The organism is Paenibacillus sp. Y301 (genome assembly GCF_059445505.1).
In genome coordinates this window covers 58,165-83,808 of sequence record NZ_JCAIUL010000012.1, presented here as the reverse complement: position 1 = coordinate 83,808, position 25,644 = coordinate 58,165, and the positions used below count along the sequence as shown (strand labels likewise).

The window sequence follows — 25,644 nt, the reverse complement described above, 5'->3', positions numbered from 1 at the left end:
AGATGAATTCAAACATTTTTTTCGTTATCGTACATAATACTGCCCATTATGTACGATAAAATTTTCCACAATTTGACCTTAAGTTGTGATATGATGTCGAAGGCTGTTTGAGCATCAGAAATGATGGTCATATGGTTCTATAATTATTCATTGGAGGCTTCTATGACACCACACACTAATCAACATGTGAAAATTGTGACTGCAGATCCAGGGGGGATCGGGCTATTCGGGCTCGCGATTGTTACGCTGGTTGCATCCTCACAGAAACTTGAACTCACTTCAGGGTTCGCTTTCATTATTCCCTGGGCTATTTTCCTAGGTGCATTCGCCCAATTATTTGCAAGTATTCAAGATGCTAAACACAATAATACATTTGGGATGACTGCATTCGCTGCCTATGGCCTTTTCTGGCTTGGTGTAGCTAGTAGTTGGCTCATGAAACTTGGGGTATTTGGTCCAGAACTTATGGGAGATATAGACGGCAAGCAGTTGGGGTTTGTCTTTCTTGGTTACTTAGTGTTCACGTTATTTATGACCATTGGGGCCATGGAGACACATAAAGTGCTTTTCAGCATCTTTGTATTAATTGATTTTCTTTTCCTAGGATTAACCTTTGATGCTTTTGGTGTTGCTGCACACTTCTTCCATACACTAGCTGCTTATGCAGAGATGGGAATTGCTATCGTTTCTCTATATGGTTGTGGAGCTTCTGTTCTAAATGTTCATTTCGGTCGTTCTTTCCTACCCCTTGGAGCACCATTCGGTATTTTTAAAAAATAAAGAAAATAGGAATAAAAGGTCAATAAGTAACAGCCCCATCCAGATCATTGGATGGGGCTGTTACTTATTCCTATAATACAACAACGTATTCTAACTCGTTCTTTTCCACTGATTGGCACTACTCTTAACAATAACCTGCAAATCATGTACACCCGCACTTAGATCAATATAACGATCACGCTCTACATCTTTTTTATCCCAATCGTTTAAACGAATAATATAACCAATTTGACGCGCACCTGGCAGTACCGAAATTACCGCAACGGCTCTACCGTTTCTTATTTCATCGAAATCCACCCGATGCTCTCGCATACCTGTGCCCCAAATCCATAGATTCCAACCCTCATAGTCGCCCTCAGGTCTTTCATAATGGAATTCAACCTTCTGAGTGGGGTAAGGTATGGCATCCCTTTCTTCGAATAGCACCATCATTGACAACTTGGGAACTGTGACGAAATCTCCATATACCATCCCCAGTGATGCCGTTCCAGCAGCATGATCATTGACTGCAATATTCCATCCTGTTAATGATAAGGGAACCTCCACTTCCACCTCTTCTAAGTTTGCATTATAGATTACGACGATATTACGCCACGTATCCCCATTCGCATAATCTTTGAGATGATAGGCAACGACGTTATCATAACATTGAATGACATCGAGATGCTCTTCGATTTGCTCCTTCGTATACATCCGAAAAGCTGAATGGTTCTTACGTAAAGCAATTAAACCTTTGTAATATTCAAATAAGGGTCTGAATCGACGCTTATTATCCCAACGCATCGCGTTAATCAGATCGCCACTACGATAACTATTATGATCAGCAAATTTCGATCGTAACATCTCGTCTCCTGCTTGAAACATTGGAATGCCTTGTGAAGTTAATACAATACCATTGGCTAGTAACGTCCGACGAACCATATCACTTGTGAAAATATTTTTTCTATTTACACTTCTATATGGATCTGCTGCTCTCAGACCTTCTCTCTCCGCGCTATAAGCAAGTAACCTACCCATCCCATCAAGTAGTCCTGCATCCTCAATTAAGCCTTCTGTAGTCAGCACCTTATCCCATAAATTGAGGTTGTCATGCACAGTCACATAGTTAATCGTTTCCGTAGGGGAGTCGGTAAAATCGTGAATAGATCCACTTACTCCTTTTAAGACATCCACTTCCTTACCTCGTTCACCCGTGGCAAATCCACGCCCCCAACCATCACTATCCCCTTTAATAGCACTACGAAAATGGTCGTTAAACAACGCAAACCTTTCCCCTCTTTGGGTTCCTTTTAGCGTCTGTTGGGTTAGGGGTGTTGCTCCACCTGTCCAAGGCTCACCGTAGATCAATAGGCTAGAATCGACTTCTTCTAGTAATTCATTTGTAATCTCTTTAATCGTAGCAGTATCCAAAAGACCCATTAGGTCAAATCTAAATCCGTCGATATGATACTCCTCGGCCCAATAACGAACAGAGTCCTTAATATACTTACGGACCATAGGTCGTTCAGAAGCAATCTCATTACCAACTCCAGAGCCATTGGATAATCTTCCTTCATGATCTGTTCGGTAGAAATAACTAGGGACGAATGATTCAAAGGGACCGTCTTCCACCGTAAACGTATGATTATAGACTACATCCATAATGACACGAATTCCTTTTCGATGGAAAGCTTGAACCATCTCCTTAAATTCAATAATCCGTGTAGCAGGGTTATGAGCATCACTTGCGTAAGAACCTTCTGGCACATTAAAATTCTGAGGATCATATCCCCAATTATACTGTGATTCAGATGTATCACTTGGATCGCATAGAAGTTCATTTACTGTCTTATAATCAAAGACAGGTAACAAATGTACATGCGTAACTCCAAGCTCAACCAAGTGATCCATTCCTAGCGCATTACCATATGCATCTTTTAACCCTGTCTCTGTGAATGCTTTAAATTTACCTTTGTTGCAAATGCCTGAATCGTAATGAATAGAGAAATCGCGCACATGGAGTTCGTAAAGAATACTATCCGTCGGATGAGAAAGTGGCGGCTTAGCATCTTCATCCCAACCCGTAGGATTGGTTGAATTCATATCCATTATCGCTGTTCTAGCCCCGTTAGCAGAAACAGCCTTTGCGTAAGGATCCACTCCATAACGTGTCGTTCCATCAGACAACTCAGTTCTGTACATGTAAAATAACCCTTTCAAATCTCCACCGAAATAAATAGACCATACCCCATACTCATCTTTTTCCATAAAGATCTCATTACCATTACTATGATCTGTAACTTGTCCTTCTGAGTTATAATGGCCTGAATCCTTATATAGAACCAGAGACACTAGACTTGCTGTAGGTGCCCACACTTTGAACCAGCTTCCCTGCGGAGCATAACAGCAACCCAAATCTCGACCTTCGTAATAACTTGTTATATTATTCATCACATTTCACCACCATCATATGCCTAATATAAACCCATACGACATATCACATACCCTGTTCAGGTTATCATATGTTAGAAAGAGTCGTTTTGTAAGGGCTATATGATATATATCGGCTCTAATTTACTCAAAATAAAGAAACACAAAAGGAGCGAACCATATAAGGCCGCTCCTTCTATTCAACATATATCGTTCATTTATTTACTCACGGAAGCCTTAACTAATTCCACGACTTCCTCTGCGGTACATTGCTGAAGTGCTTTCTCTGCTAACTGCTTCATTTCAGAGCTAGTCAACTTAGAGATAAGACTTCTAGCAGGAAGAACGGATGATGCACTCATACTGAATTCATCAAGACCTAATCCAAGTAAAAGCGGTATAGCCGTTTGGTCCCCAGCCATTTCACCACACATACCAACCCATTTATTTTCCTTGTGTGCGGCTTTGATAACCATATCAATCAAGCGTAAAATAGCAGGATTATAAGGTTGATACAGATAGGATACACGTTCATTCATCCGATCAGCTGCCATTGTATATTGAATAAGATCATTAGTACCAATGCTAAAGAAATCCACTTCTTTGGCGAACTGATCCGCAAGTACAGCTGTACTTGGAATTTCCACCATAATACCCATTTGGATTTGGTCAGAGACCTCAATGCCTTCAGCGATCAATTTGGCTTTTTCTTCAAGGAGAACTGCCTTAGCCTGTCTGAATTCACCTATTGTAGCGATCATAGGGAACATAATACGAAGGTTACCATGTACGCTCGCACGTAGTAATGCACGAAGCTGAACACGGAAGATGTCCTGACGATCTAGACATAAACGAATAGCACGGAAGCCTAAGAATGGATTCATTTCCTTCGGCATATCCAGATAAGGTAATTCCTTATCCCCACCGATGTCTAACGTACGAACAACGACTGGCTTACCCTTCATTTTCTCGAGAACGGTCTTATACGCGTTATATTGAACATTCTCAGATGGAAGCTTATCTCGACCCATGTATAGGAATTCTGTTCGGTATAACCCAACAGCTTCTCCACCATTCTCAAGCACACCTTCAACATCTGCTGGTGTCCCAATATTAGCCGCTAATTCAACTTGGACATTATCTTTAGTTAGCGTAGGCTCGTCGCGTAGCTTCTTCCACTCAGCAATTTGCAAATCATACTCATGCTGTTTTGTACGGTACTCCGCAATGATTTCTTCAGATGGATTAATGATGACATCGCCAGCTAGTCCATCAACAATAACAAGATCACCATTACTTACATGATTTAATACGTCTTGCGTTCCCACTACAGCAGGAATCTCAAGCGAACGGGCCATGATTGCAGAGTGAGAAGTTCTACCACCGATATTTGTCGTAAATCCTTTAACATATTTACGATTCAGTTGTGCAGTATCTGACGGTGTTAAGTCTTCAGCGATAACAATCGCTTCTTCGTCGATTTCAGAAGGACTTACTTGGCTGATGCCAAGTAAGTGCTTAAGAATTCGTTTCGTTACATCGCGCATATCAGCAGCACGTTCTTGCAAATATGCACTTTTCATATTCTCGAACATTCCAACAAATTGAGTAGCGATCTCATTAAGTGCAAAACTTGCATTCATGGATTCAGAGGTAATTAGATCCTTCACAGGATTAATGAATTCTGGATCATTCAAGATAAGAATGTGAGAGGCAAAAATCTCTGCCTTTTTCTCTCCTAATTCTTGTAGTGTCTTTTCTTTAATTGCCTCAAGTTCAACACCTGATTGTTGTAATGCATCGTCCAATTTTGCCAGTTCTGCCTTTATGTCATTCACTTGCTGCTTCTGAACAGAATAGTCAGGATGTTCCAAGATGAATGCTCGGGCAATGGCAATTCCTGCAGAAGCTGCAATGCCCGATATTTTATTCATGTAATTCGCCTAACCCTTCGCTGATCATCACTTCTTGAAGTTTATCCAAAGCTTCTGCTTCTTCTTCACCTTCTGTAATAAGTGACAATGTATCTCCTTGTTCCAATCCAAGTGATAACACGCCTAGAATGGATTTCAAAGTTACCTTTTTACCATTAGCTTCTGCATAAGACTCCGTTGATTTAAACTTTGTTGCTGCATTTACTAAAGCTGTTGCTGGGCGTGCATGAATTCCGTCTTCGTCCACAATTTTGAATGTTTTTTGCATAATATTCATCCTACTTTCATTATTTATATTTTTGGTTCAATACTTACCTATGGGATAACTTAACTTTAACTATTCATTAATCGTAATAATATTAGTTTCTCCAGCCTTCAATACGCCAGTCTTGTTCAACGTAACTGATGCACCTTCAGGTAGATTAGAGAAGATAATAGGTGAAATGATGGATTTAGCATTCTCTTTCACATACTCTAAATCCACTTCCATAATTGGCTGTCCAGCAGATACTAAGTCGCCTTCCTCTACCAATACAGTGAACCCATTCCCTTTCAACTTAACCGTATTAACTCCGATATGAACCAATACTTCTTTACCTCCGTCGGACATAATACCGATGGCATGTTTACTTGGAAATACATTAAACACTTTACCATAGACCGGAGAACATATCTTTCCATCATGTGGTAAGAAAGCAAATCCATCGCCCGTCATCTTCTGTGAGAAAACAGCATCTGGAACATTGGAAATATCCATTAATTCTCCATTGGCTGGCATCACAATATCTTCAGTCACAATTGCTTTGCCTTCTTCGCCTGCTGTCTTCTCCTCTTTTGGAGTAGGTTCAATGGCTACCACTACAGGTGTACGTCCTGCTATGATATCCTGCATTTGCGTCTTAATGGTATCCGAACGAGTACCAAAAATAGCTTGAACATTATTACCAACTTCAAGAACACCTGCAGCACCAAGCTGTTTCAAACGGTCTTTATTAACGCCTGATTTGTCTTTCACTTCAATCCGTAGACGCGTAATACATGCATCGAGATGCTTGATGTTTGAGGAACCACCGAATGCTTCTAGAATATTCTGTGGAAGTTCCTCCGCTGAACCTTTTGAACCTTCAGCGCCCTCTGCTGTTTCATCTTCACGTCCCGGTGTTTTCAAATTGAATTTCCGTATGATAAAGCGGAAACCAAAGTAGTAAATGACAGCCAAGATCAAACCAACGACGACGACAAGCCACCAACTTGTTCGGTTCGGTATGATACCGAAGATGAGAAAGTCAATAAACCCTCCAGAGAACGTCATACCAATCTTAACATTTAGGATTTGCATTGTCATAAAGGATAGACCTGCAAAAATGGCATGAACCGCAAACAATAATGGAGCTACGAACAAGAAAGAGAATTCAAGCGGTTCAGTAATCCCTGTCAAGAACGCGGTCAACGCTGCGGACCCCATAATACCTGCTACGTACTTCTTGTGTTCTGGTCTTGCTTCATGATAGATAGCAAGTGCAGCAGCCGGTAGTCCGAACATCATGAATGGGAATTTCCCAACTTGGAACGTACCTGCTGTCAATTCTACACCATCTCGCAATTGATTGAAAAAGATACTCTGATCTCCTCGAATGAGCACTCCAGCTTGGTTAACATATTCGCCGAACTCAAACCAGAACGGTGAATAGAAAATATGATGTAATCCAAATGGAATGAGAGAACGTTCAACTACTCCAAATATGAATGCTGCTAATGTTGGATTTGAATCCACCATGAAGTGAGATACCGAATTTAGTCCGGTTTGGATCGGAGGCCATACTACAACAAGAATTAACCCTACGATAAGGGAGGCTACGGATGTAGCAATCGGAACAAATCGTTTTCCCGCAAAGAACCCAAGATAAGACGGGAGCTCAATTTTGAAAAACCGATTGTACATGGCCGCAGCCACGATCCCAATAACGATCCCCCCAAATACCCCTGTACTTAAGGTTGGAATACCTAGCACGCTAGCGTAACCAGCTACATTTCCAACCATTGCTGGTGTTACACCAACAGCAGTTCCTAAGGTTACATTCATAACTAGATAACCTATAATCGCTGCGAGACCTGCAACACCTTCTCCTCCAGCTAGTCCAATGGCAACACCCACTGCAAACAGTAATGCCAGATTATCAAAGACGATCTGACCGGCATTCATCATAATCGTGGCAACTGATTCCACCCATGCCGTATCCAGTGCTGTCGCAAACTTCAAAAAGTCTGGATTGATCAACATATTACCAATCCCTAGTAAAAGCCCTGCAGCAGGTAGAATCGCTACTGGAAGCATCAACGCCTTACCGACTCTTTGGAGTACGCCGAATAACTTTTTAAACATCTAATCACTTCCTCCTCATTGGTATTTCATCTCTGTAAAACGAAAAAAGACATGAGTTTTTCAGTATCTTTGATTGCCCTTCTAACTAAGGTTAGATTACCCAATTTAGGGGAGAACAATCAAAATACTGAAATAAACTCATGCCTGATCGAATCAGTAACACGTAAAATACATATTCATTTATCGTTAACTACGAATAGTATACTAGCATCTTTATTTTATCTTTTCAAGCTTATTTATTAACTTCCTCTTTTTTCTTCTCATCGAGTCTTTGAAGGTGTACTGTTAGATAACTTACTTCAGATGGTGATACAGGCATATGAAGTTTCTGTTCCATAATCTTGGTCATCTTCCATGCCAAAGAATATAACTCTGGGTACTCTTGATGTAGCAGCTTATCCAGTGAACTAATCTGTTTCTCAATCTGTCCGCTACGTACTCTTTCTAGAGCAAATCGTAAGTGCGTTAATAGTCTCGAATAGTCCAATGAATTTCGCGGAATCTGATAGTTCATATTTTCTTCCACCAGTTCAACTAAATAAGCAACGAGTTCTGAATGTTTCTTAACCTCTGTAATATGTTGGTTGGTCAAAGCACTGTGAATATGTAATGCCACGAAACCGACCTCATCTTGTTCGAGGTCAACATGAAAACCCTTACGAATTAAATCAACCACATATTCCGCCATTTCATATTCTTCAGGATACATTTCTTTCGTCTCAAATAGAAATGGATTATGTAGCATAATCCCCTGATTATAACGCTTGAGCGCAAAAGAAATATGATCTGTCAAAGCAATCTGAATATGCTCATTCAACGGAAGCTTGCTATGCTCCATAATATATATAATACCTTCATTGACGATTTCTATAAGGTTCTCAGCGACCTGTGGAATTAATTGTTTATATTGTTCTTGTTCTTGTTGATTCGTCAAAATAAACATTTTCTCAACAGATGTGAGTGGCAAATCATCGCCAACTTTACTGTTAAACCCAATACCTTTACCGATAACAACTACTTCCTGATATTTAGGATGGTTTGCAATGATAACATTATTATTTAGTACTTTGAATACTTGTATTTTACTCATCGTTTGCACCTCGTTAATAACCCCTCAAAGTCATATATAATAACAAACAAGGTTGTATTCGTCAATAGAATGTGATTAGTTAGTTCTAATTATAACACAAGCTCCGGTAATCGCTACCGGAGCTTGTGCATATGAAATTAAATACCAACGCCTATTCCTTCGGTTCTAGGTCCTCTACAATGGCAATAGCTGGTTTGTTGACCGCTTCTCTTTGAGTGAATCCTTTGATTAAATTCTCAACATCAATACCGGATACATTCTTTAGCATAGCAGGTGCTGTAGCCATCAATTCTGTGACATAATTACTAACACGAGCTGCACCTTCACCTTTACCCGTATCTACAACAGTCAAGTTGTCAATTGAAGCGAGTGGCTGTGCGATTTTCCCTGCTAATTCAGGAAGCATCTTCGTCACAATATCAAGAATGGCAGCCTCTCCGTACTTCTGGAATGCATCTGCTAATTTCTCTTTCGCTTCGGCTTCAGCAAGTCCACGCAGACGGATAACATCTGCATCCGCAGTCCCTCTAGCACGTTCTGAATCAGCCATTGCTTGACCATCCAATCGTTTCTGTGATGCGGAGGCTTGGGCCTGTGTCTCGATTGAGTATTGCAGTGCATCTGCTTCAAGCATTCTGCGTGCTTTATCAGCTTCTGCTCCAACCTCCACGGAATAACGATCCGCATCTGCCTTTTTCTTCACCTCAGCATCATATTGTAACTGACGAACTAGAATTTCTTTTTCTTGCAAGTCAACTTCACGATTTTTGCGGACAATCTCAACTTGCATTTGCTCTTCTACCACAATCTGTTTCGCACGCGCTTCCTGAATATGATAGGCTTGGTCTGCCTCAGCCTTCGCTGTATCTTGCTCTTTCTTAAAGGATGCTACCTTTAATTCCTTCTCCTTCGATGCTTCAGCAATATTCGTATCTCTCAGTAGTTCTGCTTTCTGACCTTGCTCTTCTGCATTGGCCTTCTGAATCCGTGCATCCCGGACAGCATCCGCTTCTGCAATCTCTGCGTCACGCTTAACAGTAGCAATACGTGGTTTTCCTAATGCTTCTAAGTATCCGTGCTTATCCCGTAAATCTTTAATTGTAAAAGAGACAATTTGTAGGCCCATTTTCTTAAGATCTCTTGCAGCTACGCCTTGAACTTCTTGCGCAAATTTGTCTCGGTTCTTGTAGACTTCTTCTACGGTCATCATACCAAGAATCGCTCGAAGGTGACCTTCCAATACTTCTTGCGCTTCACTTCGAAGTGACTCAACTGGTTTTCCAATGAATTGTTCAGATGCCGTTACGACATCTTCAATGGATCCTCCGACCTTGATGATAGCTACACCATCTGCCATAACGGGCACACCTTGCTCGGTGTAAACTTCAGGAGTTGAGACATCCAGTTTATGAGAAAGAAGTGAAATAAATTGCGATTGTTGGAATACAGGAAGAATGAATGCGCCCCCTCCACGAACGATCTTAATTCTACGTCCATCCTCCTCTGAGATATTGCGATTTCCCAAGAATGAACCCGTAACGATCATCGCTTCATCCGGTCCTACTGTCTTATAACGAGCCCAAAATGCCAAACCAAGCACAATAATTACGCCAATCACGATAGCAGGTATAACCAAATAATCAGGTATTGATTCCATCAAGCTTCATCTCCTCTATTCTCTTCAAATTCTGTAACAAGTAATACCCCATCCACTTCATCCACAATAACGACACGAGTTCCTGCAGTTAATACACGTTGTTCGAGGCTCGAAGCGATATGTAACACGTTCCCCGCTCCGACCTTTACCATCACTTCACCATAACCTAGCCCAGGAAGAGTTATTGTAATTTCTCCAATTCTTCCAACCAGATCATGTATGGAGTATCCAGTAGAGTTTTCCGTGTTTTCCATTGGTTTAACATACAGAAAGTACACGAGGACCGAGATGAGCACGGCGATCAGTATAGATAATAATAAATTTGGTATGGCAGTTAAGCCAGAATATCGGGTAATTAGAATACCCGCTCCTCCAAATACCGTGATCGCACTCGCTATCACCATAGGCTTTAGAATATCTACCGATAAAAAATCCAGAACACCATCTAGTGCGTTACTTAATACGTCCCCGAATATTACACTTACTAAGGCAAATAGCACTCCTCCCGCTAGACAACCTAGATAAAGCGCCTCCATCTTACAGCCCTCCTGTCGATATCTTTATGTCTATGTTAACTTATACGTATAAATCAAACTATTGTTTCAAATATTACCTTTGTTGGAATCATTATAATCTATCAGTGATTATTTAGGATAATTCACCAATGCAAAAAAAGGGACTACTCCACAGGGTCATAGCCTTGACCTGTGGGGTAGTCCCCTTTATTATTCAGTATTATTTATCTCTAACTGTTCATTAAATTCAACAATTAAAGTGACATGTTATAAATTTCAACGACATCTTCTTTATTCAATTTATTGAAATTACCGAATGGACCAAAACGTGTTGTCTTTTCAGCCATATTATCAATCTGGCTCGCATCAATATCATAATCCGCTAGACGACTAGGTGCACCGATGGAATTCCAGAATGCACGTAATGCCTCAATTCCTTCGATTCCAACTTGCTCATCACTTTTCCCTGATGGATCAATATCAAATACATGAATAGCCAATCGTTTGAAGCGCGCAATATCGACTTTCTGATTATACTTCATCCAATTCGGGAACAGAATGGCTAGTCCTCCACCATGTGGAATATCATATACTGCTGATACAGCGTGTTCGATGTTATGAGTAGCCCAGTCTCCATTCATACCCATATTCAAAATACCATTTAACGCCATTGTGCCACAGTACATAATGGTTGCGCGATATTCAAAGTTCTCCAAATCATCGATAAGCTTCGGAGCTGTCTCGATGACCGTACGAAGAATGGTCTCACAGAAGCCATCCTGCACAGGAGTATTACTCTCTGCATGAAAATAATGCTCTAATACGTGAGACATCATATCTACCATACCATACACGGTCTGATCTTTAGGAAGTGAAAAGGTATGTGCTGGATCTAGGATGGAGAATGTTGGAAAAGCATGTGGGCTACCCCATCCCATTTTCTCTTGTGTCACTTCATTCGTTATGACAGAGCCACCATTCATTTCGGACCCGGTTGCCGCCATCGTTAATACCGTTCCTAAAGGAAGGGCTGCTTGAGGCACAGCTTTGCGCTCTACGAAATCCCACATATCTCCATCATATTTCGCACCTACAGCAATCGCTTTGGCGCAGTCAAGAACACTTCCCCCACCAACAGCCAGAATGAGATCGATGCCGTTCGATGTACATAGATCTACACCTTTGTGTACTGTAGACAAGCGTGGATTAGGTTCTACTCCACCTAGTTCTGTAACTTCTGCTCCAATTTCTTTCAACAATGCCATAACATTGTCATAAAGACCACTACGCTTAATACTGCCACCACCATATAAGAACAATACTTTAGATCCGTATTTAGGTACTTCCGTTTTTAGTGCATCAAGTTTCCCTCTTCCGAAGATTAGCTTGGTAGGATTATTAAATTCAAATGCTATCATTAAGTCATTCGCCTCCGTTTGAAATTTCTTTATTCATACCAAATAGATGTGCAACCCCAATCACAACGGGTTCATCTCATCCTCCTAATAGTATAGACCTTTCCCGATCAATGAACAAACCGCCCTCCCTCAAAGAGGAAGAACGGTCGCTATTACACATTATATTTGATTATAATTCAGTATATCCCAAATGCTGTAGGAATAGCTTAAATGCTTGCTGTCCAGCTTCTGTTCGCTTATAGACACCCGCATGACCTAGAATCTCTACAAACTTATCGCCAACCTGATGTTGAATAAGCTCAATAGCTTCTTCTTTACTCCATTGCGTGCCATGTCCCTTGATCAATGTTGTAATCCAGGCAAGATGATTACTTAGTGCAGGGAGTTCGCCTGCAACAACCGAAGCAAGAAGCTGATCATCACCACTAAGTATATCTGCTACGAGATCCAACTCTTCCTTCAGTCTACCCGGAAGTATAGCCAACCCCATCACTTCAATTAATCCAATATTCTCTTTCTTGATGTGATGCATCTCAGGATGCGGATGGAATATGCCGTCAGGATACTGCTCACTAGTACGATTATTACGCAATACAAGATCCATCTCATATGCGCCATCTTCGGTACGATGCACGATCGGTGTCACGGTGTTATGTGGCACATCTTCACCGGACTCATTCTTAGTAAATGCCAGAATATCTACTTCCGGATCACTATATTGCTTCCAAGATTCATAAATGTTATTCGCACATTCGAGTAGAACCTGACTATCGTGTGAAGTCATACGTAATACCGACATCGGCCATTTTACAATACTAACCGTAACGCCAGGATACTCATGATGTGTAAATATGGCTTCTTTAGGAGCATTCTGAATCGGGAATGTATGACGACCACCTTGGAAATGATCGTGAGTCAATATTGAGCCTCCGACAATAGGTAAATCAGCATTGGATCCAATGAAATAATGTGGGATGACATCTACGAAAGACAAAAGTCTTTTTAACGTATCCTTAGTCAATTTCATAGGTACGTGATCACGATGCAATACGATACAGTGCTCATTATAATATACGTATGGTGAGTATTGGAACAACCAAGGCTCATCATTCATGACTAGCGGAATAACCCGTAAATTCTGACGTGATGGATGGTTAATCCGTCCTGCATAGCCTACATTTTCACGACATAATTGACACTTAGGGTAGATTGGAGGGGGTAGCAACTTCGCCATCGCAATCTCTTTGGGATTCTTCTCTGGTTTAGACAAGTTAATGGTCATTTCAATATCGCCATAAGCCGTCGGTTGCTTCCAATAGACATTCTTGGATACGCGGTCCATTCGAATATAATTAGAATCAATATTCATTTGATAGAAGTGTTGCGTAGCCGCTTCAATTCCTTGCTTCTCTAGCGTAGCTTGAAACATATCCACCACTTCTGAGGGACGAGCCATTAGAAGCCCCATGATTTTGGAATCTAACAAATCTCGATACGTATCACTATTCTCAGGAATTAACCCAATCTGAAATCCATAATTAATCAGTGTATCAATCATTTCTTGAGGACTATCTTGTCTTGTATGATCTGTTTCTCCCGCGAAAGGTTCACTGAATTGGAAGAGGTCCATAAGCATATTACGGCTGTAATCAATATCTTCTTCTCTAATTAGTAGGTGATCGAGAGCAAAGCGAACTAACCTTTCAATCGCATGTAATGCTGCATCTTGTTCAAGCGTTCTTGTTGTTGCGATATTCATGTCCATCCCCCTTATTCTCCGTAACCTGCTGGATGAGACTGATGCCAACTCCATGCACTTTGAATAATATTCTCTAGACGATCATGTGACGGATTCCAACCAAGAACAGTACGTGCCTTATCCGAAGAAGCTACCAATGTGGCAGGATCACCTGCGCGACGTTCTTGCATCACAACTGGAATATCAAGACCTGTTACTTTCTTCGCGGTTTCAATGACTTCTTTAACAGAGAATCCTTGGCCATTCCCTAGATTAAACACGTTGCTCTCATTCCCGTTTCTCAAATAATTTACTGCGCGATAATGTGCGTCAGCCAGATCACTTACGTGAATGTAGTCACGGACACAAGTTCCGTCTGCTGTAGGATAGTCTTCACCGAATACAGCAATGTTAGCTCTTTGTTTCAAAGCTGCTTGTAATACCAACGGGATAAGATGACTTTCTGGGCGGTGATCTTCACCAATTCGACCGCTAGCATGTGCTCCTGCTGCATTAAAGTAACGTAGAGCCACATACTTAATGCCCAATACTTTATCGAACCATGACATCATACGTTCCATCATCAACTTGGTCTCTCCATACACATTGGTAGGCTCCGTACGATCACCTTCGACAATAGGTACCTTCTCAGGTTCACCATAGGTTGCTGCCGTAGAAGAGAAAACAATTTTACGAACATTAGCCGCATCCATAGCTTCAAGCAGACATAATGTACCGAATACATTGTTGTCATAATACTTCACTGGGTTTTGCATGCTTTCTCCTACAAGAGAATTGGCCGCAAAATGAATAACTGCATCAATTTCATTCTCACTAAATAACTTCGCTAGTAATTCTTTATCTCGCAGATCACCTTCATACAGCTTGCCGCCAAGCAAAGCCTCACGATGTCCAGTCTGTAGATTGTCGATGACCACAACTTCTTCCCCAAGATCAAGTAATGCCGCCACGGTGTGTGAACCAATATACCCCGCTCCACCTGTTACTAAGATTGCCATGTTACATCTCCTCCTTCATCTCTTTTACGCCATCGCCAACGCCACATACATAGAATTCACCCTTTAATCCGGTTCTTGCACTATAGTTATCGCCAACCTGTTGCACGAATTGTTCAACAGAATCTTCGTGTACGAGTGATACGGTACAACCACCAAATCCTGCTCCCGTCATCCGTGCACCAAGTGTACCAGAAATCCGTTGTGCTTCTTCAACCATAACATCTAGTTCCACACAGCTCACTTCATATAGATCACGCAATGAATCATGCGATTGGTTCATCAATTGACCAAATTTCTCTAAGTCATGATTCGTTAGAGCTTCCACGGAATCAAGCACACGTTGATTCTCTTCAACGACATGCTGAGTACGGCGTCTAACCGTCTCATCTTGAATATGAACTTGAAGCGTATCAAGTTGATCTGGTTTTAATTGTGCTAGATAATTTAACGCTGGAACTTCTTTCTTCAGAATCTCCAATGCAACCTCACATTGTTGACGACGTTCATTGTAAGCAGAATCGACTAGCCCTCTACGTTTATTCGTATTACCGATGACTAACTTGTATGATCCAGTACGGAAAGGTACGTGTTTATACTCCAATGTATCGCACATCAATAGAATTGCATGATCTTGTTTACCATTGGCTACTGCAAATTGATCCATAATTCCAGAGTTTACACCAACATACTGATTCTCAGCTCTCTGGGATAGACGTGCGATTTCAACCGTGTCCGTCTCTTTGCCTTCCAATGTTAGCAAAGCGTACGCCGTCACTACTTCAATGGAAGCAGAAGATGATAGTCCTGCGCCATTTGGAATTTCCCCTTGGAAGTAAAGGTCATATCCCTTCGTCAATTTGCAGCCGATCTTATTCAACTCTACAATGACACCGATAGGATAATCCACCCACTCACCTGTCTTTTTTGTACCTATTTCTTTTATTTCAAGCGTCGCCTCAAATGGAATGTTTGTAGAAGCGAAATGAAGCTTATGATCATCTCTTTCCCGAATAATAAGTGTCGTACCGAACTCAAGTGCTGCCGGCAGTACATACCCACCATTATAATCTATATGTTCTCCAATCAGATTCACTCGACCTGGTGCATTAAACACATGTTCATCATGTTGGGACTCTCCGAATTTACTAATAAAATTTTGTTTGAAATCTACTGTTTGCGTGCTCATATGCTTTACACCTATCCTCTCAATATCTTTGTTCCTTAGCTCTAGTATATAAGAAACCTCTAACTATGATAATGTAATCATGTGTGCTCTATATGGATAAATGTGACCTTTGGATTTATAATGAGTTCAAGAGTTCACACAAGTAGAAATGGCAATGCCATTCTTTTTCAATATTTCAAAAACTTTTACAAAGATAGGAATGTATCTCTCATGTCTCATCATTCAACCTATTCCGTAGCCGCTAACCCCGTCTACCATGATGGAACTTCACTGCATGTCCTTTTTGCTGGTGAGAGCCAGACCGATCCGTTACATGCTTTGGGTCCCAAAATTTATGACTATTATTTATTACATTTCGTTGAACGTGGTAAGGGCACTTTTCGTACCGAGCATCATACTTATGAATTGGGCGAGCACTCTTGTTTCCTTATTCACCCTGGACAATTAGTTAGTTATGTCTCCGATCCAGAGGAACCATGGTGTTATCGTTGGGTAGCTTTTATAGGCCAAGAAGCCGAGAATAGAGTGAATGAAGCTGGATTTGTAACGAATCATTCCGTTTTTACATCCATGAAGACAAACCCTATGATTCCTTCAGCCATTTCTCACATGCAAGAAGCCTTCTATACCAAAAAAGAAAGTGCGCATATGACCTCTCTTGGTTATCTTTATCTCATTCTAGCAGAAGCACAAGATGTACTCTCGAACCAATCACGACTGACAGGCACAGAATCCCAGGTGCAAAGAACCGTGAAGCAAATGATCCTCTATATGTCTACACAATTTGCCCATCCCGTATCCATTGAACAAATGTGTGACAGCTTAGGTTACAATCGGGCATACCTTTCACGCATTTTCAAGAAAGAAACGGGTCTATCCCCTGTTACCTATTTATTAAAACTACGGATTGATAAATCACGCCAACTGTTACGGGAACGCCCTGAACTGTCCGTTGAACAAATTGCCTCATCTGTTGGTCTAACAGACGCCCTTTATTTCTCACGCCAGTTCAAACGATTCTGTAATATGTCACCTAGTACCTATCGTCATCAGACGAGTCGAAGTCCTGAAGGTTCCAATTAGTTAAGAGGTTATATCCATATTAACAGAAAATGCCTGCTTCTTCTTAAATAGAATTAGCAGGCATTGACATTTTTTTATTATCAGATATTCATTTCGTTCTCTGTTTTAAGAATCGTCTCGATGCGATCCAATTCTTCTTGCGTGAAATCTAGATTATTTAATGCTGCGACATTATCCTCAATTTGGCTGACACGACTAGCTCCAATTAGGACAGATGTTACTTTGTTACCCCGAAGAACCCATGATAATGCAAGTTGAGCTAGACTTTGTCCTCTAGCAGCTGCTAATTGATTAAGCGCGCGTACCTTGCGTAATGCTTCTGGTGTAATATTACCTTCATTCAAGAAGACTGAAGTACTAGCCGCACGTGAATCCTCTGGAATACCATTCAAATATTTATTCGTTAGAATACCTTGAGCAAGAGGTGTAAATGCAATACTGCCAACACCTTGCTCCGCTAATACATCCTGCAATCCATTCTCGATCCAACGATTCAGCATGGAATAACTTGGTTGGTGAATGAGTAGTGGGGTACCCAATTGTTTTAGAATGGTAATCGCTTCTGTGGTCTGCTCAGCCGAATAATTAGATATACCTACATAAAGGGCCTTACCAGAACGAACGATATGATCCAACGCCATCATTGTTTCTTCCAAAGGAGTCTCAGGATCAAAGCGATGAGAATAGAAAATATCCACGTAATCCAAATTCATCCGTTTCAATGACTGATCTAGACTAGATACTAGATTCTTGCGTGATCCCCACTCTCCATAAGGTCCAGGCCACATGTAATACCCTGCTTTAGAAGATATAATCAACTCATCACGGTAAGGTTTAAGGTCTTGCGCTAATATCTGTCCAAACGTTTCTTCCGCAGAACCTGCAGGCGGACCATAATTATTAGCCAAGTCGAAATGCGTAATTCCTAGATCGAAAGATCTTCTGATCATATTGCGAGAATTCTCCAACGTATTAATACCACCGAAATTGTGCCATAAGCCTAGAGAAACCGCAGGAAGCTTGAGTCCAGAACGACCACAACGGTTATATTTCATCGTCCCATAACGTTCTTCATTTGCGATATATACCATCCATTCCATCCGCCTCTCTATTATAAAAATAAGCAAGTATAAAAGTTATAGTAAACATCATAATTCTTTTACAGCATTCTTAGCAAGAAACCGTTTGCAAATCGCATGCGATTCCCAATAATGTTCGTTCATAGGTTAAAGAAAATGTTTCACTTTTGTCATGACTTCCGCAATACGGTCCGAAATAAGTAAGTCTGCTTGTTCATCATAAAATGTCGGATCCGCGTTAAGAAGTACAGTTCGACTGCCTTGAAAGTAGGAGACTAGGTGCGCAGCAGGCTGTACCGTCAACGAAGTTCCACCAATAATAAGTAAATCTGCTGAAGCAATGGCATCCATCGAACGATATAGGATTTGCTGATCCAACGCTTCTTCATACAGGACAACATCCGGCTTAATGACGGCGCCACAGGAAGGACAGCGTGGTACGATATCTTTACTTTTAATAATAGTATCCAACCCATAATAATGGGAACAACCCATACAATAATTACGATGAATAGATCCATGTAACTCTAAGACGTTAGTACTTCCTGCCAATTGATGTAGACCATCAATATTCTGCGTAACTATGGCCTTCAATTTCCCCTGTTTCTCGAGATTAGCCAGTACCGTGTGACAAGCATTAGGTTGTGCACGTTCATGAATCATCTTGCTCCGATAGAAATCAAAGAACACTTCGGGATGCTCGACAAAAAAATGATGACTAAGCATCACTTCGGGTGGATAAGGTGAATGTTGTTCATTCTGGTACAGTCCTGCTGCTGAACGAAAATCAGGAATTCCACTTTCTGTTGAGGTTCCTGCACCCCCAAAGAACACAATTTGATTGCTCTCTTGAATCCAAGAGGCTAACGTTTCGATCTTTTGCATGCTCTAACACCTCCATATGATTCAACTATGTTATACCGCTATTTCATCATTCTTGTTTTATCTTAAGTTCTTCATAATGTGAGATCATTACATCTGCACCTAGCGAACATTCCATCTCTTCACCTGAAGAAGATATTCCTATGGCGAGCTTCACTCCTGCTTGTTTGGCCATTTGCATATCGGCATTCGTATCACCAATAACTACAATATGCTGTGGTTCAATACCTAGAATATGAGATGCTCTTTCTACCATTTCTGGATGCGGCTTTCCTAGACGAACCTGATCACGTCCAATAATCACCTGAAAATAATGACTGATCTCTGCCCAACCTAATTGTTCAATCGTTGATGATGTCTCATCTGATGTTACGACACCCAATCGAATAGATGTTGCTTGGCATTTCTGTAAGAAATCTAATAACCCTGGCATAGGAATCACGGGTTTATTCTCTCTTACATCCAACATAGCATTCTTACTAATCTCAATAGCTTCAACAAGTGCCTCATTCCAAGGAACACCCGCTGCATATAACTGCCAAGCCAGAATACCATTGGTTTCTTCTACTGTAGCCATGGCTAGTGGCCCTTCAAGGTCATAACCAATTATTCGCCCTTGTGAATCATGCTGAGTACCGAAGACTGCAGCTTTAGAGCCCGTAAATCCATCTCCGATAAGCGTTAGTTTCTCCTCTAATCTATTCAATACAGAGTCTGCCCAATCCCCCCATAACATCATAAATTGGAACAACGTACCATCTTTATCAAATAAAATAGCTTGGCAAGGTACATTATATTGACCTGCTTGCAGTATAGCCAACGTAACGCCTCCCTAGTAACTAGTATGTAACCTATATATCACAATTGATACAACAATAGCCTGCATCCTTAAGGGCGGCAGACTGTTGTGTGTCTTTATTATATATACATCTTAGACAAATATGTAGTTTATTTAATTTCCTGTCGCAAGATGATATGCTTCCATATATTGCTCCGCTCTTCTACGTACATTGGTCATATCACCGGTCTTAACTGCTTCTGCTGTTAGGTCAGACCCAATACTCACTGCTACTGCGCCTCCCTTAACCCATTCCCCCAGATTCGAGATGGTCACCCCCCCAGACGGCATAAAGTTAGCTTGAGGCATCGGCGCTTTCATCGTTTTGATGATAGAAGGATCAAATAGATTACCAGGGAACAATTTCACAATATCCACACCTAGTTCTAAGGCTTGTTGCACATCAACTAGTGTCATTAGTCCAGGTATGACAGGTATACGATACAAATTGCACATCTTAATCGTATCCGGATTCAAGGATGGTGAAACAACAAATTCAGCACCTGAGAGCATCGCAGATCGTGCTGTATGAGGCTCAAGTACAGTACCCGCACCGATAATAGCAAATTTCGAGGGATCTGACGTATTCCAGCGATATACCCGACTAAGCTTCTCGATTGCCTGTAATGCTCGAGGTACGGTCATCGTAATCTCAATCACTTTGATTCCTCCAGCAATAGCTTCTTCTGCCATTGCCACAACCTGATCGGGTGAATCTCCACGAAGTACTGCAACAACCCCACAATCTATTATTTTTTGAATAAGTTGAATTTTCTTCACTACACCAACAGCCCCTTAAGTCTTTAGTTTGATAGCGCTTCCAAAAAAAATGATGAGTAACAACTGAAAACTCAAGTAACTCCGAGAAACCAATAACATATAATGATGGTATTATAACCTCTTCTTATTGTTGACCTTTGATCAAGAGTTGTCAATGCCTATAACAACGATTCATTTCAATATTTAGACACAATTGTAGGAGATGATAGCGTTTACAATTGTGATTATTATCACAATATAACCTATTCAGAAATAGTAATTTTAAATTATAGATAAATAAGAGAAACATAACCCTTGGATAGGGAGATGGAGGCATCACATGGAAACACAGTCACTTAAACAAGGAGAGACTTACTTTCTTAATTTGCGATTCCTATTAATTGTTACCGTATTTGTTGGTAACGCCATTGAACCGCTAATTCATCAAATAAGTGGCCTCCATCAATTATTTTTATGGATTCTGACTTTTCATATGCCATTATTCGTTCTTGTTACAGGTTATTTTGCTAAATCAGGATTAATGGGTGAAGCAGGTCAGAGAACATTAACACAAATCGGCTTACAATATGTCGTTTTCCAAAGTCTTTATTCCATTTTGGATTATACCGTATTTCACGTACAACAGAGTCATCACTCATTCTTTGCACCCTACTTATTGCTTTGGTTTCTAGCCAGTCACATCTTTTGGCGTCTATTGACGATCGCAATGCATAGACTGTTGCCTTATCAACAAATTGGTATTTCACTTATTCTTGGTGTACTCGTAGGATATTTACAACTTGATGGGGTATGGCTCAGTATCAGTTGGACTTTTGTATATCTACCCTTTTTCATTATAGGCTATCATTTTAATTTCGCAGCATTCGTAAACCTAATCACCCGTTGGAAAAGAACCGGCGCAGCCCTTGTGTCGTTGAGTATCTTCGTTATTCTCGGTTTGTGGGGACTGAATTTACCGGAAGGTTGGCTTTTTGGGAATATGACTTTTATGCAGCTTGGTCATCATGAATGGTACGCTGGAATATTTCGAGTAGCTCTGTATATTCTTCAATTCATTTCTGCGGCAGCCTTTCTTGCTTGGATTCCCACGTTTGAGAGTCGTATGACTGACCTTGGACGTCGTACACTATATGTATTTCTATTACATGGATTCATCATTAGAATAGTTAACACTACAGAATTATACCAACATATTCATGGTACCGGAGGTGCCATCCTTCTTATTCTCAGCGCCATAGCCCTTACCATCCTTCTGTCACAACCCTTTGTTCGCCGTACAGCACATCCTTTGGTAGAACCTTCTATCCACTGGGCTATCTCTTTAGAGAATCGAGCATTTCGTCGATCTATATAATATTTCAGTACCCCTCTTGTCCATATGTTTTAAATCCTAGGACACCTCCTTCTTTTTGAAATTGAAGGGGGTGTCCTATTGTTTACTCGACATTCTGTAGAAAATCCTAGTCATTTGTGATAGACTCATTAAAAACCATTTATGCATTTACTCTGTTAAGCAACCGTGTTAAAGCGGTGAATATTATATTTTTTATATGGGGGGAACTAGATATTATGCAACCAAAGAAAATGCGTTCAGATACGATTAAGAAAGGTTTTGATCGTGCTCCTCACCGCAGCTTATTGAGAGCAGCAGGCGTAAAGGAAGAAGATTTCGGTAAACCATTTATAGCAGTATGTAACTCATATCTTGACATTGTTCCAGGCCATATCCACCTTCAAGAATTCGGGAAGATTGTTAAAGAAGCGATCCGTGAAGCCGGAGGTGTTCCTTTTGAATTCAATACCATTGGTGTTGATGACGGGATTGCAATGGGACATATCGGTATGCGTTACTCTCTACCAAGCCGTGATATTATCGCCGACTCCGTAGAAACCGTTGTTGCCGCTCACTGGTTCGATGGTATGGTCTGTATCCCTAACTGTGACAAAATCACACCAGGTATGATGATGGGTGCGCTTCGCGTGAATATCCCAACCATTTTCGTTAGTGGTGGTCCTATGAAAGCTGGTAAAGACAGTACGGGTCGCTCGATCTCCCTTACCTCTGTTTTTGAAGGGGTTGGTGCTCATCAAGCAGGTACCCTATCAGATGAAGGTTTGCTAGAACTAGAACAATTTGGTTGTCCTACTTGTGGATCATGTTCCGGTATGTTCACAGCCAACTCCATGAACTGTCTTGCTGAAGGAATGGGGCTTGCTCTACCAGGTAATGGAACCATTCTTGCCGTTGCTGAAGAACGGAAGGATTTCGTTAGAAAGTCAGCTACACAATTGATGGAATTAATTAAGCTTGATATTAAGCCTAGAGATATCGTAACGATGGATGCTCTCGACAATGCCTTCGCACTAGATATGGCTATGGGTGGTTCTACCAATACGGTATTGCACACACTAGCTCTAGCACATGAAGCTGGCCTTGAGTACCCTATTGAACGTATTAACGAAGTAGCTAATCGTGTCCCTCATCTAGCTAAATTAGCTCCTGCTTCTGACTGGCATATCGAAGATCTTCATAATGCAGGTGGGGTAAGTGCAATCATAAATGAACTTCTAAAGAAACCAGGTGCGATCAACGGAGACTGTATTACGGTATCTGCTAAAACGCTACGTGAAAATGTTGAGGGCTGTGAGATTATAGATCAGAATGTCATCCATCCTCTCGACAATCCACATTCCGAACGCGGAGGTCTTGCTGTCCTTTTCGGAAATCTAGCTCCTGGAGGTTCCATCATCAAAGTAGGTGCTGTTGATGCATCTGTAGGTGGATACCATAGAGGACCTGCTATCTGTTATGATTCCCAGGATGAAGCACTATACGGAATAGCTAACGGTAAAGTAAAAGAAGGAAATGTTGTTGTTATTCGTTATGAAGGACCTAAAGGTGGTCCAGGAATGCCAGAAATGCTTGCTCCTACTTCCCAAATTGTAGGTATGGGACTTGGTGCCAAAGTTGGACTGATCACAGATGGTCGTTTCTCAGGAGCATCTCGCGGAATCAGTATTGGACATATTTCACCAGAAGCTGCTGAAGGCGGACCTATAGCTTTCGTTGAAGATGGGGATATCATTGAACTAGATCTTAACAATCGAACTATTCAACTTGAAATTGATGACGAAGAGTTTGAACGCCGTCGTGCAAATTGGAAAGGCTTCGAACCTAAAGTGAAAACAGGACTTCTTGCTCGTTACTCTAAATTAGTAACCAACGCAAGTTCCGGTGCTGTACTCAAAATTTAATGTATCGTGAGAAAATGAAATTTAACCTTTCTTATATTTTGAAAAGGGGTGTTCTCCAAGTCAGAAATGACCTGGGGAACACCCCTTTAGTTATACAAAATATCTTTATGACTCGTATTGTGTTAAACTCCAATATTTCTATTCTCAACAGCTATTTTATTATGAATATCTTTTACATTTGAATTACGATGAGAGCCGCTAGATGCATAATGTTCGTTCAGATAATCTATAGGCATAATGATCATTTTGGGTACCAATTTATCAGGGGACTCCTTAAGTCGATCCTGTCCTGCTGGATGTATAATACTCATTAGAATTTTCAAATAACTCTGCGTTGACTTCGCAAACCATCCCGCCGGTAAATCCCGAACACTGAAACCGAATTTCTCCGGTCCTCGATTAATCATACTTACACCATACAGTGCTTTAGCTTGCTTTAATTGATTATCGTCCATTAACTGATGAGCTAAATCCGGTAATTCCTTCTCCATTGAACGGATCATTTGGATAGCTAGATGAACCGTCGAACGTGACTTCAGACCATAGTTAAATAACTTCTCATTATCAAAATGTAATTCAATAATCGAATCACCTGTCTTTAACGTTGATCCATTGTCTAAAATAAGAGGCATGCCTTTATAGGAACGCATTCGATAATGTAGAAAAGGATTCGCAGGTGTGACCGTCTTAAGGTGGAATATGAAATGAAACACGACTTCCCACATTAACCATAGTTTCACTACAGCTAGCTTCCTACGAGACAGTTTCATTTCAGGTGCATTCTCCTTCATCTGAATCATCTCATCAATACGAATGCTTCGTAGTTGGCGATGCTCTGCTTCAATCAGAACTTGTTCAAGCGCAATTAGCATTTGTTTAGGTGCATTAAGGTCGGCCCCCATAGTTGATCCACAATCATGAAGAAGCATGACTTCTCCAGGTTGGAGCTTACTTAAGATCCGTTTTGCTAATTTATCAGAACCAACCTTCTCACGCCAATCACCAAACATCGATGACCATAAAATAATTTTGAATTGATTACGTTTCGAGAAATCAAATAAGTTTACAATTCCCCACGGTGGTCGATAGTAAGATGCTCTCTGCCCCGTTATGGCATAAATGATTTCATCCGTTTTCTTGAATTGATTCCGTACAGTAGTAGGACGCATAAACCAATTAGATTTGTGGATATAGTTATGAATTCCAATAAGATGCCCTTCATCGTACATACGTTTAATTAACTCTGGATGTTGTTCAGCATTTTTCCCTATAACAAAAAAGGTTCCCTTAGCGTTGTATCTTTTGAGTAAATCAAGTAGTTGGGGAGTATAGTGTGGATCCGGTCCATCATCAAAAGTAAGTGCGAACTCTCGCTCACTCTTTCCCTTACGGAACACTCTAAACCCGAAAACACGGGTGATCATGCCAGGGATAAAAGCATAGAAGGAAGAAATATAAAACAACCAAAGCAGCAAAGTCTGCATATCATTCCCCACTTTTCTCTGATTGACTTTGTATGCTCAATAATAAATAATCGAAAAATTCACTATCTCTTATTTTATCATAACATAGGTAAGAATAGGCGTTTTTTTTAAAAT

Annotated in this window: 20 protein-coding genes; 4 read left to right on the top strand and 16 right to left on the bottom strand. The window is 40.9% G+C overall.

All coding sequences use genetic code 11. From position 1 onward, the window contains the following. The first annotated feature begins 162 nt into the window (after positions 1-162). Positions 163-780 (top strand): acetate uptake transporter, encoded by a 618-nt coding sequence (locus AC1D69_RS19145; protein ID WP_495457741.1) that lies wholly within the window; start codon positions 163-165, stop codon positions 778-780. Between the two features lie 90 nt (positions 781-870). Here AC1D69_RS19145 and pulA read toward each other — a convergent pair whose 3' ends face one another. From pulA to AC1D69_RS19090, 11 genes are all read right to left on the bottom strand, one after another. Beyond that, positions 871-3,210 (bottom strand): type I pullulanase, encoded by a 2,340-nt coding sequence (gene pulA, locus AC1D69_RS19140; protein WP_495457740.1) that lies wholly within the window; start codon positions 3,208-3,210, stop codon positions 871-873. Between the two features lie 197 nt (positions 3,211-3,407). After that, a complete protein-coding gene (gene ptsP / locus AC1D69_RS19135; RefSeq protein ID WP_495457739.1) occupies positions 3,408-5,123 on the bottom strand; it encodes a phosphoenolpyruvate--protein phosphotransferase in 1,716 nt (571 codons plus the stop codon). Then, a complete protein-coding gene (locus tag AC1D69_RS19130) occupies positions 5,116-5,391 on the bottom strand; it encodes an HPr family phosphocarrier protein (protein WP_495457738.1) in 276 nt (91 codons plus the stop codon). Before AC1D69_RS19130 ends, ptsP begins: the two co-directional genes overlap by 8 nt. 69 nt (positions 5,392-5,460) lie before the next feature. Beyond that, complete coding sequence (gene ptsG / locus AC1D69_RS19125; RefSeq protein ID WP_495457737.1) at positions 5,461-7,506, bottom strand: glucose-specific PTS transporter subunit IIBC; 2,046 nt, start codon at positions 7,504-7,506, stop codon at positions 5,461-5,463. 232 nt (positions 7,507-7,738) lie between these two features. After that, positions 7,739-8,596 carry a glucose PTS transporter transcription antiterminator GlcT gene (gene glcT, locus AC1D69_RS19120; protein WP_495457736.1) on the bottom strand — a complete coding sequence of 286 codons (858 nt, stop codon included), beginning with the start codon at positions 8,594-8,596 and terminating at the stop codon, positions 7,739-7,741. A gap of 151 nt (positions 8,597-8,747) precedes the next feature. Then, on the bottom strand, positions 8,748-10,253 hold the full coding sequence (gene floT / locus AC1D69_RS19115; protein WP_495457735.1) for a flotillin lipid rafts scaffold protein FloT: 1,506 nt from the start codon (positions 10,251-10,253) through the stop codon (positions 8,748-8,750). Further along, complete coding sequence (locus AC1D69_RS19110) at positions 10,253-10,789, bottom strand: NfeD family membrane protein (protein ID WP_495457734.1); 537 nt, start codon at positions 10,787-10,789, stop codon at positions 10,253-10,255. Before AC1D69_RS19110 ends, floT begins: the two co-directional genes overlap by 1 nt. A gap of 233 nt (positions 10,790-11,022) precedes the next feature. After that, positions 11,023-12,186, bottom strand: a complete 1,164-nt coding sequence (locus tag AC1D69_RS19105) for an iron-containing alcohol dehydrogenase (RefSeq protein ID WP_495457733.1) — start codon at positions 12,184-12,186, stop codon at positions 11,023-11,025. A gap of 169 nt (positions 12,187-12,355) precedes the next feature. Continuing rightward, a complete protein-coding gene (locus tag AC1D69_RS19100; protein ID WP_495457732.1) occupies positions 12,356-13,945 on the bottom strand; it encodes a UDP-glucose--hexose-1-phosphate uridylyltransferase in 1,590 nt (529 codons plus the stop codon). 11 nt (positions 13,946-13,956) lie between these two features. Next, the gene (gene galE, locus AC1D69_RS19095; protein WP_495457731.1) at positions 13,957-14,943 is read right to left on the bottom strand and encodes a UDP-glucose 4-epimerase GalE; all 987 of its coding nucleotides are present in this window, start codon (positions 14,941-14,943) and stop codon (positions 13,957-13,959) included. A 1-nt stretch (position 14,944) separates the two neighbouring features. Beyond that, complete coding sequence (locus tag AC1D69_RS19090) at positions 14,945-16,129, bottom strand: galactokinase (RefSeq protein WP_495457730.1); 1,185 nt, start codon at positions 16,127-16,129, stop codon at positions 14,945-14,947. 210 nt (positions 16,130-16,339) lie between these two features. Here AC1D69_RS19090 and AC1D69_RS19085 point away from each other — a divergent pair, with 210 nt between their 5' ends. Beyond that, the gene (locus AC1D69_RS19085; protein WP_495457782.1) at positions 16,340-17,212 is read left to right on the top strand and encodes a helix-turn-helix domain-containing protein; all 873 of its coding nucleotides are present in this window, start codon (positions 16,340-16,342) and stop codon (positions 17,210-17,212) included. An 80-nt stretch (positions 17,213-17,292) separates the two neighbouring features. On the opposite strand, the gene mgrA is transcribed toward AC1D69_RS19085, so the two are convergent. From mgrA to AC1D69_RS19065, 4 genes are all read right to left on the bottom strand, one after another. Next, entirely contained in the window at positions 17,293-18,303 is a 1,011-nt protein-coding gene (gene mgrA / locus AC1D69_RS19080) for an L-glyceraldehyde 3-phosphate reductase (protein WP_495457729.1), read from the bottom strand. A 135-nt stretch (positions 18,304-18,438) separates the two neighbouring features. Further along, the gene (locus AC1D69_RS19075; RefSeq protein ID WP_495457728.1) at positions 18,439-19,176 is read right to left on the bottom strand and encodes an NAD-dependent protein deacylase; all 738 of its coding nucleotides are present in this window, start codon (positions 19,174-19,176) and stop codon (positions 18,439-18,441) included. Between the two features lie 46 nt (positions 19,177-19,222). Further along, on the bottom strand, positions 19,223-19,993 hold the full coding sequence (locus AC1D69_RS19070) for an HAD family hydrolase (protein ID WP_495457727.1): 771 nt from the start codon (positions 19,991-19,993) through the stop codon (positions 19,223-19,225). Between the two features lie 132 nt (positions 19,994-20,125). Further along, the gene (locus AC1D69_RS19065; RefSeq protein WP_495457726.1) at positions 20,126-20,791 is read right to left on the bottom strand and encodes a bifunctional 2-keto-4-hydroxyglutarate aldolase/2-keto-3-deoxy-6-phosphogluconate aldolase; all 666 of its coding nucleotides are present in this window, start codon (positions 20,789-20,791) and stop codon (positions 20,126-20,128) included. A 319-nt stretch (positions 20,792-21,110) separates the two neighbouring features. On the opposite strand from AC1D69_RS19065, the gene AC1D69_RS19060 reads away from it, so the two are divergent. Then, positions 21,111-22,145, top strand: a complete 1,035-nt coding sequence (locus tag AC1D69_RS19060; RefSeq protein ID WP_495457725.1) for an acyltransferase family protein — start codon at positions 21,111-21,113, stop codon at positions 22,143-22,145. A gap of 215 nt (positions 22,146-22,360) precedes the next feature. Further along, the gene (ilvD, locus tag AC1D69_RS19055) at positions 22,361-24,046 is read left to right on the top strand and encodes a dihydroxy-acid dehydratase (RefSeq protein ID WP_495457724.1); all 1,686 of its coding nucleotides are present in this window, start codon (positions 22,361-22,363) and stop codon (positions 24,044-24,046) included. 122 nt (positions 24,047-24,168) lie between these two features. Here the strand turns inward: ilvD and AC1D69_RS19050 are convergent, their stop codons facing one another. Continuing rightward, entirely contained in the window at positions 24,169-25,470 is a 1,302-nt protein-coding gene (locus tag AC1D69_RS19050) for a polysaccharide deacetylase family protein (RefSeq protein ID WP_495457723.1), read from the bottom strand. Positions 25,471-25,644 lie beyond the last annotated feature (174 nt).